Origin of the sequence: Ensifer sp. NM-2 (assembly GCF_003024455.1) — a bacterium.
Classification (GTDB): Bacteria; Pseudomonadota; Alphaproteobacteria; order Rhizobiales; family Rhizobiaceae; genus Ensifer; species Ensifer canadensis.
Genome location: NZ_PVZR01000015.1, coordinates 137573 through 152039, shown reverse-complemented (window position 1 = coordinate 152039; position 14467 = coordinate 137573). Strand labels below are relative to the sequence as shown.

General features: G+C 62.6%; 11 protein-coding genes. 7 read left to right on the top strand and 4 right to left on the bottom strand.

The features are described from left to right. Nucleotides 1-94: 94 nt before the first annotated feature. A complete protein-coding gene (gene sbmA / locus C6558_RS25975) occupies nt 95-1354 on the top strand; it encodes a peptide antibiotic transporter SbmA (protein ID WP_025428004.1) in 1260 nt (419 codons plus the stop codon). A gap of 21 nt (nt 1355-1375) precedes the next feature. Here sbmA and C6558_RS25970 read toward each other — a convergent pair whose 3' ends face one another. Then, nucleotides 1376-2395 carry a polysaccharide deacetylase gene (locus C6558_RS25970; protein ID WP_025428003.1) on the bottom strand — a complete coding sequence of 340 codons (1020 nt, stop codon included), beginning with the start codon at nt 2393-2395 and terminating at the stop codon, nt 1376-1378. Between the two features lie 132 nt (nt 2396-2527). Here C6558_RS25970 and C6558_RS25965 point away from each other — a divergent pair, with 132 nt between their 5' ends. The 3 genes from C6558_RS25965 to der all read left to right on the top strand — a co-directional run bounded on the left by C6558_RS25965 (nt 2528) and on the right by der (nt 5425). Continuing rightward, nucleotides 2528-3115: an NnrU family protein gene (locus tag C6558_RS25965; protein ID WP_057205760.1), complete on the top strand. Its 588-nt coding sequence runs from the start codon at nt 2528-2530 to the stop codon at nt 3113-3115. A 93-nt stretch (nt 3116-3208) separates the two neighbouring features. After that, a complete protein-coding gene (locus tag C6558_RS25960; protein ID WP_025428001.1) occupies nt 3209-3877 on the top strand; it encodes a tetratricopeptide repeat protein in 669 nt (222 codons plus the stop codon). Between the two features lie 117 nt (nt 3878-3994). Then, complete coding sequence (der, locus tag C6558_RS25955; RefSeq protein WP_057221002.1) at nt 3995-5425, top strand: ribosome biogenesis GTPase Der; 1431 nt, start codon at nt 3995-3997, stop codon at nt 5423-5425. A gap of 109 nt (nt 5426-5534) precedes the next feature. Here der and C6558_RS25950 read toward each other — a convergent pair whose 3' ends face one another. Beyond that, nucleotides 5535-6449, bottom strand: coding sequence for a sugar kinase (locus C6558_RS25950; RefSeq protein WP_057212591.1), 915 nt, complete (start codon nt 6447-6449; stop codon nt 5535-5537). Nucleotides 6450-6628: 179 nt separating this feature from the next. Between C6558_RS25950 and C6558_RS25945 the strand changes: the two genes are divergently transcribed. Together C6558_RS25945 and aac(6') are read left to right on the top strand one after the other, a co-directional pair. Next, nucleotides 6629-8266, top strand: coding sequence for an alpha-glucosidase family protein (locus C6558_RS25945; RefSeq protein WP_025427998.1), 1638 nt, complete (start codon nt 6629-6631; stop codon nt 8264-8266). Beyond that, entirely contained in the window at nt 8266-8727 is a 462-nt protein-coding gene (gene aac(6') / locus C6558_RS25940; protein ID WP_025427997.1) for an aminoglycoside 6'-N-acetyltransferase, read from the top strand. The genes C6558_RS25945 and aac(6') overlap by 1 nt, the downstream gene beginning before the upstream one ends. 12 nt (nt 8728-8739) lie before the next feature. On the opposite strand, the gene ade is transcribed toward aac(6'), so the two are convergent. Together ade and C6558_RS25930 are read right to left on the bottom strand one after the other, a co-directional pair. Beyond that, nucleotides 8740-10437 carry an adenine deaminase gene (gene ade / locus C6558_RS25935; protein WP_025427996.1) on the bottom strand — a complete coding sequence of 566 codons (1698 nt, stop codon included), beginning with the start codon at nt 10435-10437 and terminating at the stop codon, nt 8740-8742. 89 nt (nt 10438-10526) lie between these two features. Next, the gene (locus C6558_RS25930; RefSeq protein WP_025427995.1) at nt 10527-11855 is read right to left on the bottom strand and encodes an aspartate aminotransferase family protein; all 1329 of its coding nucleotides are present in this window, start codon (nt 11853-11855) and stop codon (nt 10527-10529) included. 349 nt (nt 11856-12204) lie between these two features. Here C6558_RS25930 and C6558_RS25925 point away from each other — a divergent pair, with 349 nt between their 5' ends. Then, nucleotides 12205-14463, top strand: coding sequence for a glycoside hydrolase family 9 protein (locus C6558_RS25925; RefSeq protein ID WP_239637558.1), 2259 nt, complete (start codon nt 12205-12207; stop codon nt 14461-14463). Nucleotides 14464-14467 lie beyond the last annotated feature (4 nt).

Sequence of the window (14467 nt, the reverse complement as noted above, 5' to 3'; positions counted from 1 at the left end):
CATATTACCTGATTGTTGAAAAAGGTGCTTTGCCCTAGTTTCGGCGCTTCGAGAGGCGAGTTGTTCTCCTCCCCCGAAACGAGAGTGCCGTACTTTGTTCCTATCTTTCTTCCCGAAGCCGAAGCTCTTTTTCATTTCCTTTGTCGTCTGGTCGCTTGTCGCCATCGCCTTTTGGTATGGTGAAGGCGAGCAGTTGGGTGCAGTCTTCGGAATGCCGCCCTTGCCCTCGGATGCGCCGCCGATCACCGGGATTTCTGCCTTCTGGTCGCCCGCCTTCCTCTGGTTCTATCTCTACTTCGGGCTGGTCGTCGGGCTGTTCGCAGCATTCTGGTATGTCTATTCGCCACATCCCTGGCAGAACTGGTCGATCCTCGGCTCAGCCCTCATTCTTTTCGTCACCTATTTCCAGGTGCAGGTGAGCGTCGCGATCAACAATTGGTACGGGCCGTTCTGGGATCTGATTCAGGCGATCGTCTCGAAGACGAAGGTGGTGACCGCGGCAGAGTTCTACGGAGAAATCGCCGTCTTCCTCGGTATCGCCTTGGTCGCTGTCGCTGTCGCGGTCATGACCCGCTTCTTCGTCAGCCACTATATCTTCCGCTGGCGCACGGCGATGAACGAGTACTACATGGCCCACTGGGGCAAGCTGCGTCGTATCGAAGGTGCTTCGCAGCGTGTCCAGGAAGACACAATGCGCTTCTCCACGACGGTGGAGGGCCTCGGCGTCAGCCTGATCGACAGCGTGATGACGCTGATTGCGTTTACGCCGGTATTGATCCGGCTTTCGGCCAATGTCACCGAACTGCCGATCGTCGGTGACATTCCCTATCCGCTGGTTACGGCCGCTGTGCTTTGGTCGCTGTTCGGCACGGTGTTCCTGGCGCTCGTCGGCATTAAGCTGCCGGGCCTCGAGTTCCGCAACCAGCGTGTGGAAGCGGCCTACCGCAAGGAACTGGTCTATGGTGAGGACCACGCCGATCGCGCTCAGCCGCCGACGGTCGCCGATCTCTTCGAAAACGTTCGCCGGAACTATTTCCGGCTCTATTTCCACTATCTCTACTTCAACATCGCCCGCATTTTCTATTTGCAGATCAACGGCATCTTCTCGTTGCTGATCCTGGCGCCGTCGATCATCGCCGGCAAGATCACACTCGGCGCGTTGAACCAGATCTCGGGTGCCTTCGGGCAGGTGACGTCGTCGTTTCAGTACCTGGTTTCATCCTGGCCGACGATTGTCGAACTGCTTTCGATCTACAAGCGTCTGCGCGCCTTCGAAGCGGCAATCGACGATGAGCCCCTGCCGGAAATCGAGCAGAAGTTCATCGCGGTTGGTGGCGAGGAAGAACTGGCCTAAGCTGGGCCAGGAGAGGACCAATCAGAAGGCGGAGCGATCCGCCTTCTTTTTTGCCTGCTCGATCATCGGCAGCGCCTGGGCGTAGCTGACGCAGGCGACATCAGGCTTGCTGCAGACCTCGGTCAGCAGCCGGTCGAGCGCGCGCCAGTAGGCGCCGCCATTCATCTCGACGAAATGGAAGCCGAGCTGCAGCGGGATGCGGTTGCCGGCATATTCCTTGTCGAAGGCTTGTCTGTAGGCCTCGTAGGTGCGCGCTTCGAAGGTGGCGCTGTCCTTCTTGTTTTCGATACCCATGGAATGGCGCACGAACAGATTGTAGTCCATGCCGATCACCGGCCGCTTGGACGGCCCTTCCGGGATCAGCGGCAGGCCGAAGCGCGGCAGACCGTCCTTCTCCATCGGCCAGCCCGGCCCCTTGGTCACCAGGCTCGCGTCATAGGTAAAGACCGATGCCTTCAGGGCTGGCAGCAGGCCGTCGCTCAGCGACAGGTAGGGCGCACGGAAACCCTTGATGCCGGTGCGGGCAAATTCCGCCCAGCCTTGCGGCTCGGCATCCGGCCTGTCGGCCTTCTTCCAGGCATCGCGCAGGGCGATGTCGAATGTCGAGAATTCGCTTTGCCAATCGGCCTTCGTCCAGCCCTTGCCGTCGAAATGGCCGCAGGCGTGGCTGGCAATGTCGTGACCGTCGAGATGGGCCTGCCAGATGTGACCGGCGCGGGCCGCGATTTCCTCTCGGCTCTGGGCAAAGCCGACATTGGAACGACCCGGTTTCAGCCCCGGCGGTCTGTAGCTCTGCTTGCCGTCGGCGCGCGTCATCAGGAACGTGCAGGAGAGGAAATAGGTGAAATGCGCATTGGTGCGCTTGGCCATCGCCAGGCTTTTCTCCCACAGCGCGTTGTCATGCGCCCCATCGAAAGACACGATGACGAGCTGCTTGTCCTTGGCAGGAACGGTCGGTGCGGCCATATCGGGCGTGGGTTCGGCAGCCGCGACGAGGGCAGGGCAAAGGGCGAGGGAAAGGGCAATAAATGTTCGGATCATGATATCTGCGACGATTTGCGTATGCCGTCCCTTTATCCAGGAATGCGGCAATCCTTTGATCTGTCTGGAAATTTCTGTGCACTCCGGCTATGTCGATAGCCGACAGAACAATAATGAAGGACGGGTGACGACATGGCGCTACTGATATTGGGTATCGTGATCTTCTTGGGCATCCATCTCGTTCGCAGCTTTGCACCCGGCCTGCGCGCATCGGTGATATCGAGCAGCGGCACCGGCGCCTGGCATGCGATCCACGGTATCTGTGCGCTTGTTGGCCTCGGTCTGATTGCCTATGGCTTCGATCAGGCGCGCGCCACCACCGGCATGCTCTATACGCCCCCGGTCTTTCTTGCACACATCGCGCTGACCCTGATGCTGATCGCCAGCATCTGTCTTGTGGCCGCCTATCTGCCCCCGGGCAAGATCCGCGCGGCCACAAAACATCCGGCGATCCTCGCAATCAAGATCTGGGCACTTGCCCACCTGCTTGCCAATGGCGAGACGTCGTCGGTGCTGCTCTTCGGCACCTTCCTCGTCTGGGCGGTGATCCTGCGCATTTCGATGAAAAAGCGCTGGCGCGCCGGCGAAATCACCTATCCGGCGTTCGTTTCCTATCGCTACGACCTCATCGCCATCGTGCTTGGTGCGGCCCTTTATGGCGTGATTGTGTGGAAGTTGCACGAACTGGTGATCGGTGTTTCGCCTATGGTTGTCGGCTAAATAACGCGCGCCCCCTTACAACAGCCGCAAAATCGGGTAGAAGGCGCAAAATCCTAATAGCGTGCAGGGAAGGCCGAGAGGCCGGGGCAATCGATGGCGAACCAAGACGACAGCTTTATCCGCGAGGTGAATGAAGAACTGCGTTCGGACCAGATGAAGAACATCTGGGCCCGTTTCGGCAGCGTCATCGTGGCGATTGCCGTGCTCATCGTTCTCGGAACCATCGGCAAGGTCGGCTACGACTACTGGCGTGACAACGCGTCGTCGAAGTCCGGCGACGAGTTCCTCCAGGCGCTGAACCTCGCCAAGGAAAACAAGGCCGACGAGGCGCTGGCCGCCCTCAACAACTTGCAGAAGGACGGCTATGGCGCCTATCCGGTGCTGGCTCGCCTTCGTGCGGCGACGCTGCAGGCCGAGAAGGGCGAGACCGATGCCGCCATCAAGGCGTTCTCGGAGATCGGCAAAGACACCGGCCTGCCTGAGGCGCTTCGCGACGCCGCCCGCCTGCGCGCCGCCTATCTGCTGGTCGATACCGGCACCTATGACCAGGTTTCGGCCGAAGTCGAACAACTGGCCGTGCCGCAGAACAATATGCGCCACTCGGCCCGTGAGGCGCTTGGCCTTGCTGCCTACAAGGCCGGCGATACCGCCAAGGCGAAGAGCTGGTTCCAACAGATCGTCGATGATCCCCAGAGCCCGCGCAATGTTGCAGGCCGGGCGCAGATGCTGCTCGACGTGATTGCCGCGAGCGGCAAAGCCTAAGCGCATATCCCTGAAGGCCGGCACCGGCCTTTGGAAAGGATATGTTGATTTTCAAAGTGTTGGAGCGCTGTATGTCTTGACGACGTGCAGCGCTTCAGGACGGAAACGGATACGTTCATGAGTTTCACCGTCGCCATCATCGGGCGCCCCAATGTCGGCAAGTCCACCTTGTTCAATCGTCTGGTTGGCAAGAAGCTGGCGCTCGTCGACGATACGCCGGGTGTCACCCGTGACCGCCGTCCGGGCGATGCCAAGCTCATCGACTTGCGCTTCCGCATCATCGATACCGCCGGCCTGGAACAGTCCGCACCCGACAGCCTTCAGGGCCGCATGTGGGCGCAGACCGAAGCCGCGATCGACGAGGCCGACCTGTCGCTGTTCGTGGTCGACGCCAAAGGGGGCCTGACGCCGGCCGACAACACACTTGCCGAGATGCTGCGTCGGCGCGGCAAGCCGGTCGTGCTCGTCGCCAACAAGTCCGAGGCCCGCGGTTCCGACGGCGGCTTCTATGACGCCTTCACGCTCGGTCTTGGCGATCCTTGCCCGATCTCGGCCGAACATGGCCAGGGCATGCTCGATCTGCGCGACGCGATCGTCGCTGCGATCGGCGAAGACCGTGCCTATCCTCAGGAAGACGACGTTGCCGAGACCGATATCGACCTGCGCCCGACCACCGGCGAAGCGGCGGAAGAGGACGACGAGGCCGAGCCTGCCTATGACGAGACCAAGCCGCTGCGCGTGGCGATCGTCGGCCGGCCGAATGCCGGCAAGTCGACACTGATCAACCGCTTCCTCGGTGAAGACCGGCTTTTGACCGGGCCGGAAGCCGGCATCACCCGTGATTCGATTTCGGTCGAATGGGACTGGCGCGGCCGCACCATCAAGATGTTCGACACCGCGGGCATGCGTCGCAAGGCCAAGGTGCAGGAGAAGCTGGAGAAGCTCTCGGTCGCCGATGCGCTGCGCGCCATCCGCTTTGCCGAAACGGTGGTCATCGTCTTCGACGCGACCATTCCGTTCGAAAAGCAGGACCTGCAGATCGTCGATCTCATCATTCGCGAAGGCCGGGCCGCCGTGCTTGCCTTCAACAAATGGGATCTGGTCGAGGACTGGCAGGCCGTGCTTGCCGATCTTCGCGAAAAGACCGAGCGGCTGTTGCCGCAGGCGCGCGGCATTCGCGCCATACCGATCTCCGGCCATACCGGCTACGGCCTCGACCGCCTGATGCAGGCGATCATCGACACCGACAAGACCTGGAACCGCCGTATCTCGACGGCGCGTCTCAACCGCTGGCTCGATTCCCAGCAGGTGCAGCATCCGCCACCGGCTGTCTCCGGCCGCCGCCTGAAGCTGAAATACATGACGCAGGTGAAGGCCCGCCCGCCGGGCTTCATGATCTCGTGCACGCGGCCCGACGCGCTGCCGGAATCCTATACCCGCTACTTGATCAATGGCTTGCGCAACGATTTCGACCTGCCGGGCGTGCCGATCCGCATCCACTATCGCGCGTCGGAAAATCCCTTCGAGAATAAGCGCAAGAAGCGCTGAGCCATCGGCGGCAGCGTCTGTGTCTTTGCAGCCCCTCGCGTCGATTTTGACGCGCAAGGGATGCTATCATGCCCAAAATCCGCAAGCGGCGGTCGGCTGCGGCGATGCCTCAGTCGACGAGCTTGTTCTTGTCGACCAGCGCGCCGTGATGGCCGATGACGCCGGCAGCGATGCGGGCGGCAAAGGCTGCAGATTCACTCGGCGTGTCGCCCGTGACGAGACGCGAGAGGAAGGCACCGTTGAAGCTGTCGCCGGCGCTGGTGGTGTCGACCACGCGCTCGACCGGCGTTGCCGGGACGTGGCTTGCTTCTGATCCCTCGAACGCCAGCGTCACACCCTTTTCCCCGTCCTTGACGACCACGTCGGCGACACCCAGCGCCTTGTAGCGCTCGATCGTCGCCTTGATCGAGCCGTCACCGAAATGCGTGACCTCGTCGTCGAAGCTCGGCATCACCAGGCTGGCGGCACGGGCGCCATCCGTCAGTGTCTGGCGCATGCGCTCGGCGTCGTCCCAAAGGCGAGGACGGATATTGGGGTCGAAGACGACGCGTTTACCCGCGGCCTTGGCGCGGCGCAGTTCGGCAAGCAGCGTTTCCACCGCCTCGGGCGCCAGGATCGCAAGGGTAATGCCGGAAAACAGGATGAGATCGGCGCCCTCGATGGCGCGGCGCAGATGCTCTGGGTCATCGGCGAGAAGTCTCGCTGCTGAAGCCGAGCGCCAATAGGAGAAGCTACGCTCGCCGTCCTTCAGATGGATCATGTAGAGGCCCGGCGTGCGACCCTCGATTTTGCGGACGGCCGCCGTGTCGATGCCCTTCTCGGCCATGAAGGCGAGCATTTCGTCGGAAACCGTGTCGGTGCCGACGGCAGAGCAATAGGCGACGGACCAGTCGATCGGCAGGAACAGGTGTGCATAATAGGCGGCGTTGAAGGTGTCGCCGGCATAGCTTTTGCGCAACAGGCCGCCCTCGGCCTGCATCAGTTCGACCATGCACTCCCCGATCGAAAGCATCGTTCCCGCCAACGTCTTCTCTCCCTTTGGTTTTTGCCGTGCTGACGGGATAAGGTTCAAGACCGGTCTCGGCAAGAGTTGTTTTTAGGGCGCTTGAGATTTGAGCGATGACTTGGCTGCCCTCCGGCGTTTACTCCCGCGCCGGGCGCGGTTACATCTTGGCGCACAGATCGGTTTCACGGGGGCAGGGCATGGCGTCTCAGCAGGTTTCGGGTGACGATTGGTGGCGCGGCGCTGTGATCTATCAGGTCTATCCGCGCTCGTTTCAGGATACCGATGATGATGGCATCGGCGACTTGAAGGGCGTCACGCGGCGGCTCGGCCACATCGCCTCGCTCGGCGTCGACGCCATCTGGCTGTCGCCCTTCTTCACCTCGCCGCAAGCCGACATGGGCTACGACGTCTCGGATTATTGCGACGTCGACCCGATGTTCGGCACGCTTGCCGATTTCGACGCGATGCTGGCGGAGGCGCACCGCCTCGGCCTCAGGGTGATCATCGATCAGGTGATTTCGCATTCATCCGACCGCCATCCCTGGTTCGTCGAAAGCCGGACCAGCCGCGAGAATCCGAAGGCAGACTGGTATGTCTGGGCCGATCCGAAGCCTGATGGCACCGCGCCCAACAACTGGCTTTCGATCTTCGGCGGACCGGCCTGGGAGTGGGACGGGGTGCGCAAGCAATATTACATGCACAACTTCCTTGCCTCGCAGCCGGACCTCAATTTCCACAATTCTGATGTTCAGGATGCAGTGCTGGATGCAGCGCGCTTCTGGCTCGACCGTGGCGTCGACGGTTTCCGGCTCGATACCGTGAACTTCTATTTCCACGACCGCCATCTCAGGGACAATCCGCCGCTGGTGCCGGATCCGGATGCGACGAGCAATGATGCGCCCGACGTCAATCCCTACGGCATGCAGGATCACCTCTACGACAAGAGCCAACCGGAAAACGTCGCCTTTCTCCAGCGGTTCCGGGCCTTGCTCGATGGTTATGGCGGCCGAACGACGGTCGGCGAAGTGGGGGACGGCGCGCGATCGTTGAAGACCGTGGCCGCCTATACCAGCGGCGGCGACAAGCTGCACATGTGTTATACCTTCGATCTGCTCGGCCCGGATTTCACTGCAGGTCATATCCGCCGCTGCGTCGACAATTTCCAGAAGGCTGTCACCGACGGCTGGGTGTGCTGGGCTTTTTCCAACCACGACGTCATGCGCCATGTCAGCCGCTTTGCGCGAAGCGATGCGGAACGGGAAGTGGTCGCAAAGCTGGCAATCACGCTTCTGGCGACCTTGCGTGGCTCGATCTGCCTCTACCAGGGCGAAGAGTTGGGTTTGACGGAAGCGGATCTTGCCTTCGAGGATTTACGCGATCCCTATGGCATCCGCTTCTGGCCGTCGTTCAAGGGGAGGGATGGCTGCCGCACGCCGATGGTGTGGGAGGCGGCCGCCAGGCATGCCGGGTTCTCCGTCGGAAAACCGTGGCTGCCGGTGCCGACAGAGCAGGCCCGCCTGGCGGTCGATACGCAGGAGGCTGGCGCTGGCACGGTGCTCAACCATTATCGCGCCATGCTGGCTTTTCGCCGGTCGCATGCGGCCCTGCACGATGGTGACATGTCGTTCATCGAGAGCAACCGCGACCTGCTGGCATTCATCCGCGAGAAGGATGGCGAGCGGCTGCTCTTCGTCTTCAACCTGACGCGCGTGCCGCAGGAATTTCTCGTTTCCGACGCGGCGATGGAAGGCGTGCCGTTGCCGGGTCAATCGGTGCGGGTCGCCGGCGGCGTGCTGAAACTCGATGCTCTGAGTGCCTATTGCGGGAAGCTCTGATGCGTGTGTTGCTAATGGACGGGGAGATGGTCGGCCGCTGGCTGGAGATGCGGCTTGCGCTCTGGTCCGACACGCCGGCCGCCGTGCACCGCGACGAGATCGATAGCAGTCTGGCTGCAGCCGAGCGACAGGCCGCGTTTCTTTGCGAGGACGATGCCGGTGTCGCGGTAGGCTTCGCCGAAGTGTCGCTACGCACCGACTACGTCAACGGCTGCGAGACATCGCCTGTTGCCTTCCTCGAAGGCATCTATGTGCTTCCGGGCTATCGCCGCCATGTCGTTGCGCGGGCGCTGATTACCGCGGCGGAACGCTGGGCGATCAGTCGCGGCTGCCGCGAGCTTGCATCCGACACCGATATCGACAATCTGGAAAGCCATGGCCTGCATATGGCGCTCGGCTTCGAGGAAACCGAACGCGTCGTCTATTTCCGCAAAGAGCTGTCGGTCGCCGCGGATAACTGAGCGAGCCGCGCTTCAGCCGATCAGCATGAACTTGTCGACGTCGACGAGGCCGCGGTCTGATATCTTCAGGTGCGGGATTACCGGTAGCGGCAGGAAGGCAAGTTGCAGGAATGGCTCTTCCAGCGTGGCGCCCAGCGCAAATGCCGCCTGGCGCAGATGGTGCAGGGTGTCGCGCACGGATTCGTGCGGTTCCAGGCTCATCAGGCCCGCGACCGGAAGCGCGATCTCGCCGGTGAGCTTGCCATCCTCGACGACGACGAAGCCGCCCTTGATCTCGCCAAGGCGATTGGCGGCGGTCGCCATGTCCTCGACGTTGACGCCGACGACGCAGATGTTGTGGCTGTCATGGCCGACCGTCGAGGCGATCGCGCCCTTCTTCAGGCCAAACCCCTGTACGAAGCCGTTGGCGTGGTTGCCGTTGACGCCGTGGCGCTCGATCACCGCCACCTTGATGATGTCGCGACCGAGGTCGACGCCGGTCTCGTTGCCATCCGCGGGCAGCCGGTAGCGGCGGTGCTCGGTGATGATCTTGCCCGGCAGGACGCCGATGACGGATGTCTCGCTGTCGGAGTAGGGCACGCCGAAGTCGCTGGCATTGACATGGCCGGCCTTGACGCTGTCGAGGCCGACGGGGGCGACCGGCTTGCGGGTGGCAAACAGTGCGTCGGTGACGCGGCGGCCGCCGGAAAAGACCATCTGCGCCCGGCAGCTTTCGAGACTGTCGACGACGACGAGGTCGGCGCGCCAGCCGGGGGCCACAAGGCCGCGGTCGCGAAGGCCGAAGGCGCGCGCGGCCGAGATCGAGGCGGCGCGATAGATCGCCAGCGGCTCGACGCCGGCGGCGATCGCGGTGCGGATCATGTGGTCGAGGTGGCCCTGCTCGGCGATATCGAGCGGATTGCGATCGTCGGTGCAGAGCGCCAGATAGGGCGAAAGCCGCTCGGTAATGATTGGCATCAGCGCGTGCAGGTCCTTGGAGACGGAACCTTCGCGCACCAGGATATGCATGCCCTTGCGGATCTTCTCCATCGCCTCGTCCGCGGTGGTGCACTCATGTTCCGTGCGGATGCCGGCCGAGAGATAGCCGTTGAGGTCCTTGCCGCGCAGCAGCGGCGCGTGCCCGTCGATGTGCCCACCCTGGAACGCCTCGAGCTTGGCGAGGCATACCGGATCCTTGTGGATGACGCCGGGGAAATTCATGAACTCGGCAAGGCCGATCACCTTCGGATGATCCCGGAAGGGCAGCAATCTTTCGATCGGCAGGTCGGCGCCCGCGGTCTCCAGATGCGTCGCCGGCACGCAGGACGACAGTTGCACGCGGATATCCATGATGGTTTCGAGAGCGGAATCGAGAAAGAACTGGATGCCCTCGGTGCCGAGCACGTTGGCGATCTCGTGTGGGTCGCAGATAACTGTGGTGATGCCGAGCGGCAGCACGCAGCGATCGAACTCATGCGGGGTGACGAGCGAGGATTCGATGTGCAGATGCGTATCGATGAAGCCGGGAACGACGATGCGGCCGGAGATATCGATCTCCTCGCGTCCCTCATAATCGCCATAGGTGCCAACGATGCGGCCGGCCGATATGGCGATATCGGAGGCGATCAGTTCACCCGTCACCAGATCGAAGAAGCGCCCGCCCTTGAGCACGATGTCGGCCGGCTCGCGGCCGACGCCCTGGTCGATCATTCGTTCCAAAGCCCTAGACATCTCTGCACCCCTCACTTCAGACCCGTAGATAAGATTAACCCTCTCCCCGTTGCCGGGGAAAGGGCCCTATTCGCAGATGGACGACGCAATCAGATATTGTTGACGAGAACGTCGCGAAGCTTGTCGAACAGCTCGTCGATCTCTGCCTTGGAGATGATCAGCGGCGGCGACAGCGCGATGATGTCGCCGGTGGTGCGGATCAAAAGGCCCTTTTCGTAGGCCTTCAGGAAGGCATTGAAGGCGCGCTTGGTCGGTTCGCCGGCGATCGGCTGCAGTTCGATCGCGCCGATCAGGCCGACATTGCGGATGTCGATGACATTAGGGCAATCCTTGAGGGAATGTAGGCCGTCTTCCCAATAGGAGGCAAGCTCGGCGGCGCGTGTCAACAGGCCCTCTTCCTTGTAGGTGTCGAGGGTGCCAAGCGCTGCAGCCGAGGCGATCGGGTTGCCGGAATAAGTGTAGCCGTGGAAAAACTCGATCAGGTGTTCCGGGCCGTTCATGAAGGCGTCATGGATTTCCGAGGTCACGAACACCGCGCCCATCGGGATCACGCCGTTGGTCAGCCCCTTCGCGGTGGTGATGATATCCGGCGTCACGTCGAAATACTGCGCGGCGAACGGCGTGCCGAGGCGGCCGAAGCCGGTGATGACCTCATCAAAGATCAGCAGGATGCCGTGCTTGGTGCAGATATCGCGCAGCTTCTTGAGATAGCCCTTCGGCGGGATCAGCACGCCGGTCGAACCTGCAACCGGCTCGACGATGACGGCAGCGATCGTCGAGGCATCGTGCAGGGTGACGATGCGCTCAAGCTCGGTCGCCAGATCTCCGCCATGCTCGGGCTCGCCACGGGTAAAGGCGTTCTGGGCCGGCAGGTGCGTGTGCGGCATGTGGTCGACGCCGGTCAGGAGCGTGCCGAACATCTTGCGGTTGGAGACGATGCCGCCGACCGAGATGCCGCCGAAATTGACGCCGTGATAGCCGCGCTCGCGGCCGATCAGGCGGAAGCGCGAGCCGTCGCCCTTGGCACGGTGATAGGCGAGCGCCACTTTCAGCGCGGTCTCGACCGATTCAGAGCCGGAATTGGTGTAGAGAACGTGGTTCATGCCCTCAGGCGCGATATCGACCAGGCGGTTCGCCAGTTCGAAGGCTTTTGGATGTCCGAGCTGGAAGGCCGGCGCATAGTCGAGTTCGCCTGCCTGTTCGCGGATCGCCTCGGTGATCTTCGGGCGACAATGGCCGGCATTGACGCACCAGAGACCCGCCGTGCCGTCGAGGACCGTGCGACCGTCATGCGTCGTATAGTGCATGTCCTTCGCGCCGACGAAGAGGCGCGGTTCCTTCTTGAACTGCCGGTTGGCAGTGAACGGCATCCAGAAGGCGCGCAGGTCGTTCGGCGTGGTGTTGAGGCGGTTCGACATTCCAGTTCTCCTCGGCATGGTCCCGTGTCGGGCGATCGCGCCCGCTTGGATTCTTTTACCCTTTGGTCAAACTATCAGGGCGCCGGTTCGGGTCAAGTCTGGAGCGCCGGCGCGTTATCGCTCAGGGCGCGCCCCGGAATTCGAGTGCGGTATATTCCGCTGGTGGCAAATGCCCGCCTATCCGAGGCGTCCCAAGAGTGGGAATTTCCGTTATCGGCTCAGACGTTTTCTCAAGTTTAACCTGTTTGCGTCAACGCTACCGCGCCGTGTATCGCCGGATCCATGGCAATGTTTCCCGCCGTCCCCCGACGGTGCGGTCCGGTGGCGAAAGATGCGGAGTGGCGAGACAGTGTCGAGGTTGGGGATAGCGCCGGCGGCCATTGCCGTCCTCTTTCTGCCAGGCATGGCCGCGGCCGCCGACCTGATCGTCGACGGACGCTTCGAGCAAGGCCGGGACACTTTTTGGGCCGGGGAAGGCGTGGCTCTGACCCGGAGCGGAAGGCAGCTTTGTGCCGACGTTTCGGCGGGCGGTGACACCTGGGACAGGCTCATTGGTGTCAACGGGTTGAAACTCGAGCCCGGCCTTCACTACAGGCTCTCGCTGTCGACCGCGGCTGATCCTGCCCGTGCCGTGTCCGCCCGCATCCAGCGTGGCGCCGAGCCCTGGACGGTGCAGAGCGAGTTCAGCATCGCAGGCGCGCCGGAGCGTGCGCCGTTTTCGGCAGATTTCATGGCCTCCGAAGAGGATGAGGCCCAACTGATTTTCCCGCTCGGCGGCGCTGAAAAATCCTGGCGCTTCTGCATCGATGACTTGTCCTTGGTGGAGATCGAGGCCTCTGCTGGTGCGGCCAGCCGAGCGAACCAGGGGCCGGCCATTCGGGTGAACCAGCTCGGCTATTTCACCGATGGTCCAAAGCGGGCAACGGTGATCTCCGATGCGCGCCGCGCCATTTCCTTCCAACTGATCGATGCAGGCGATGCCGTCGTCGGCGAGGGGACAACGCGACCGAGCGGGTTTGATCCGTCCGCCGGCGTCAGGACGCACGTGGCGGACTTTTCCGCCTATGCCGTTCCCGGCAACGGGTACCGACTGGTCTCCGGTGACTGGACTAGCGATCGCTTTTCGATCTCTGACGATCTCTATGGCCGCCTGCGCGTAGACGCGCTCTCCTGGTTCTACCCGCAGCGCAGCGGTATCCAGATCCGCGGCGATATCGCCGGCAAGGCCTATGCCAGGCCGGCTGGGCATATCGGCGTCGCGCCGAACGAGGGCGACCAATCAGTCGGCTGCTTGACTGGCGACGAGGCCAAGGCGCTCTATGGCGACTGGTCCTGCTCCTATCGTCTCGACGTTTCCGGCGGCTGGTACGATGCCGGCGATCACGGCAAATACGCGGTCAACGGTGCGGTCTCGGTCGCGCAGCTGCTGGCGACATTCGAGCGCGGCCGTGTCTTTGGCGGTGCTGCCTCGCCCGTCCTCGGCGATCGGCTTTCGCACATTCCCGAAAGCGGCAACGGCATTCCCGATCTGCTCGACGAGGCGCGATGGGAGCTGCAGTTCCTGCTTGCAATGATGGTGCCGGACGGTGAGCCGCTTGCCGGGATGGTGCACCACAAGATCCATGACACAGAGTGGTCGTCGCCGCCGATGCTGCCAAGCGAGGATCCGAAACCGCGGGCGCTGCACCGGCCCTCGACGGCGGCGACCTTCGATGTGGCGGCCGTTGCCGCGCAGGCCTCGCGGCTGTTCGCGAAGGACAACCCGACCTTTGCCGCAACGCTGCTTTCGGCAGCGCGCAAGGCATGGGTGGCGGCCAATGCCAATCCGGTCCTGCTCGCGCCGAAATCCGACGGCAATTCGGGCGGCGGCGATTACGATGACGACGACGCGTCGGACGAACTCTATTGGGCCGCGGCAGAACTGTTCCTGACAACCGGAGAGGCGACGTACCTCGATGCGCTGCGCGCTTCTCCGCACTGGTCCGGCGATGTGCTGCCGTCGACCGGCGCGTTCCACTGGCGCAATGTTGCCGGTTTCGCCCGGCTGCAGCTGGCGCTCTACGGCGTAGCCCTGCCCAAGGCCGAACTCGACATGGTGCGAAGTTCGGTTCTGACGGCCGCGCGGACATTCCTGTCGCTGCAGGCAGCGGAACCGTTCGGGCAGATCTACCGCCCGGCGAACCACCAGTACGACTGGGGATCGAACCAATTGATCCTGCAAAACATCATCGTCCTGTCGACGGCCTTCGACCTTTCGGGCGACAAGGCCTTCCTCAATGCCGCGCGCGAAAGCATGGATTACATTCTCGGCCGCAATGCCATGGCGATGTCCTACATTACAGGTTATGGCGCGCGCTCGCCCGAGAACCAGCACAGCCGCTGGTACGCGCACCAGGTGGACCCGACCCTGCCCAATCCGCCGGTTGGCTCGCTTGCCGGCGGGCCGAATTCGACGCCGGTGGATGCGATCGCCAAGCAGCGGCTGCAGGGCTGTGCGCCGCAGACCTGCTATGCCGACGATATCGAGGCTTATGGCTCCAATGAGATCACCATCAACTGGAATGCGCCGCTCGTCTATGTCGCGTCGTTCCTTGCCGACGCACGCTAGGGGG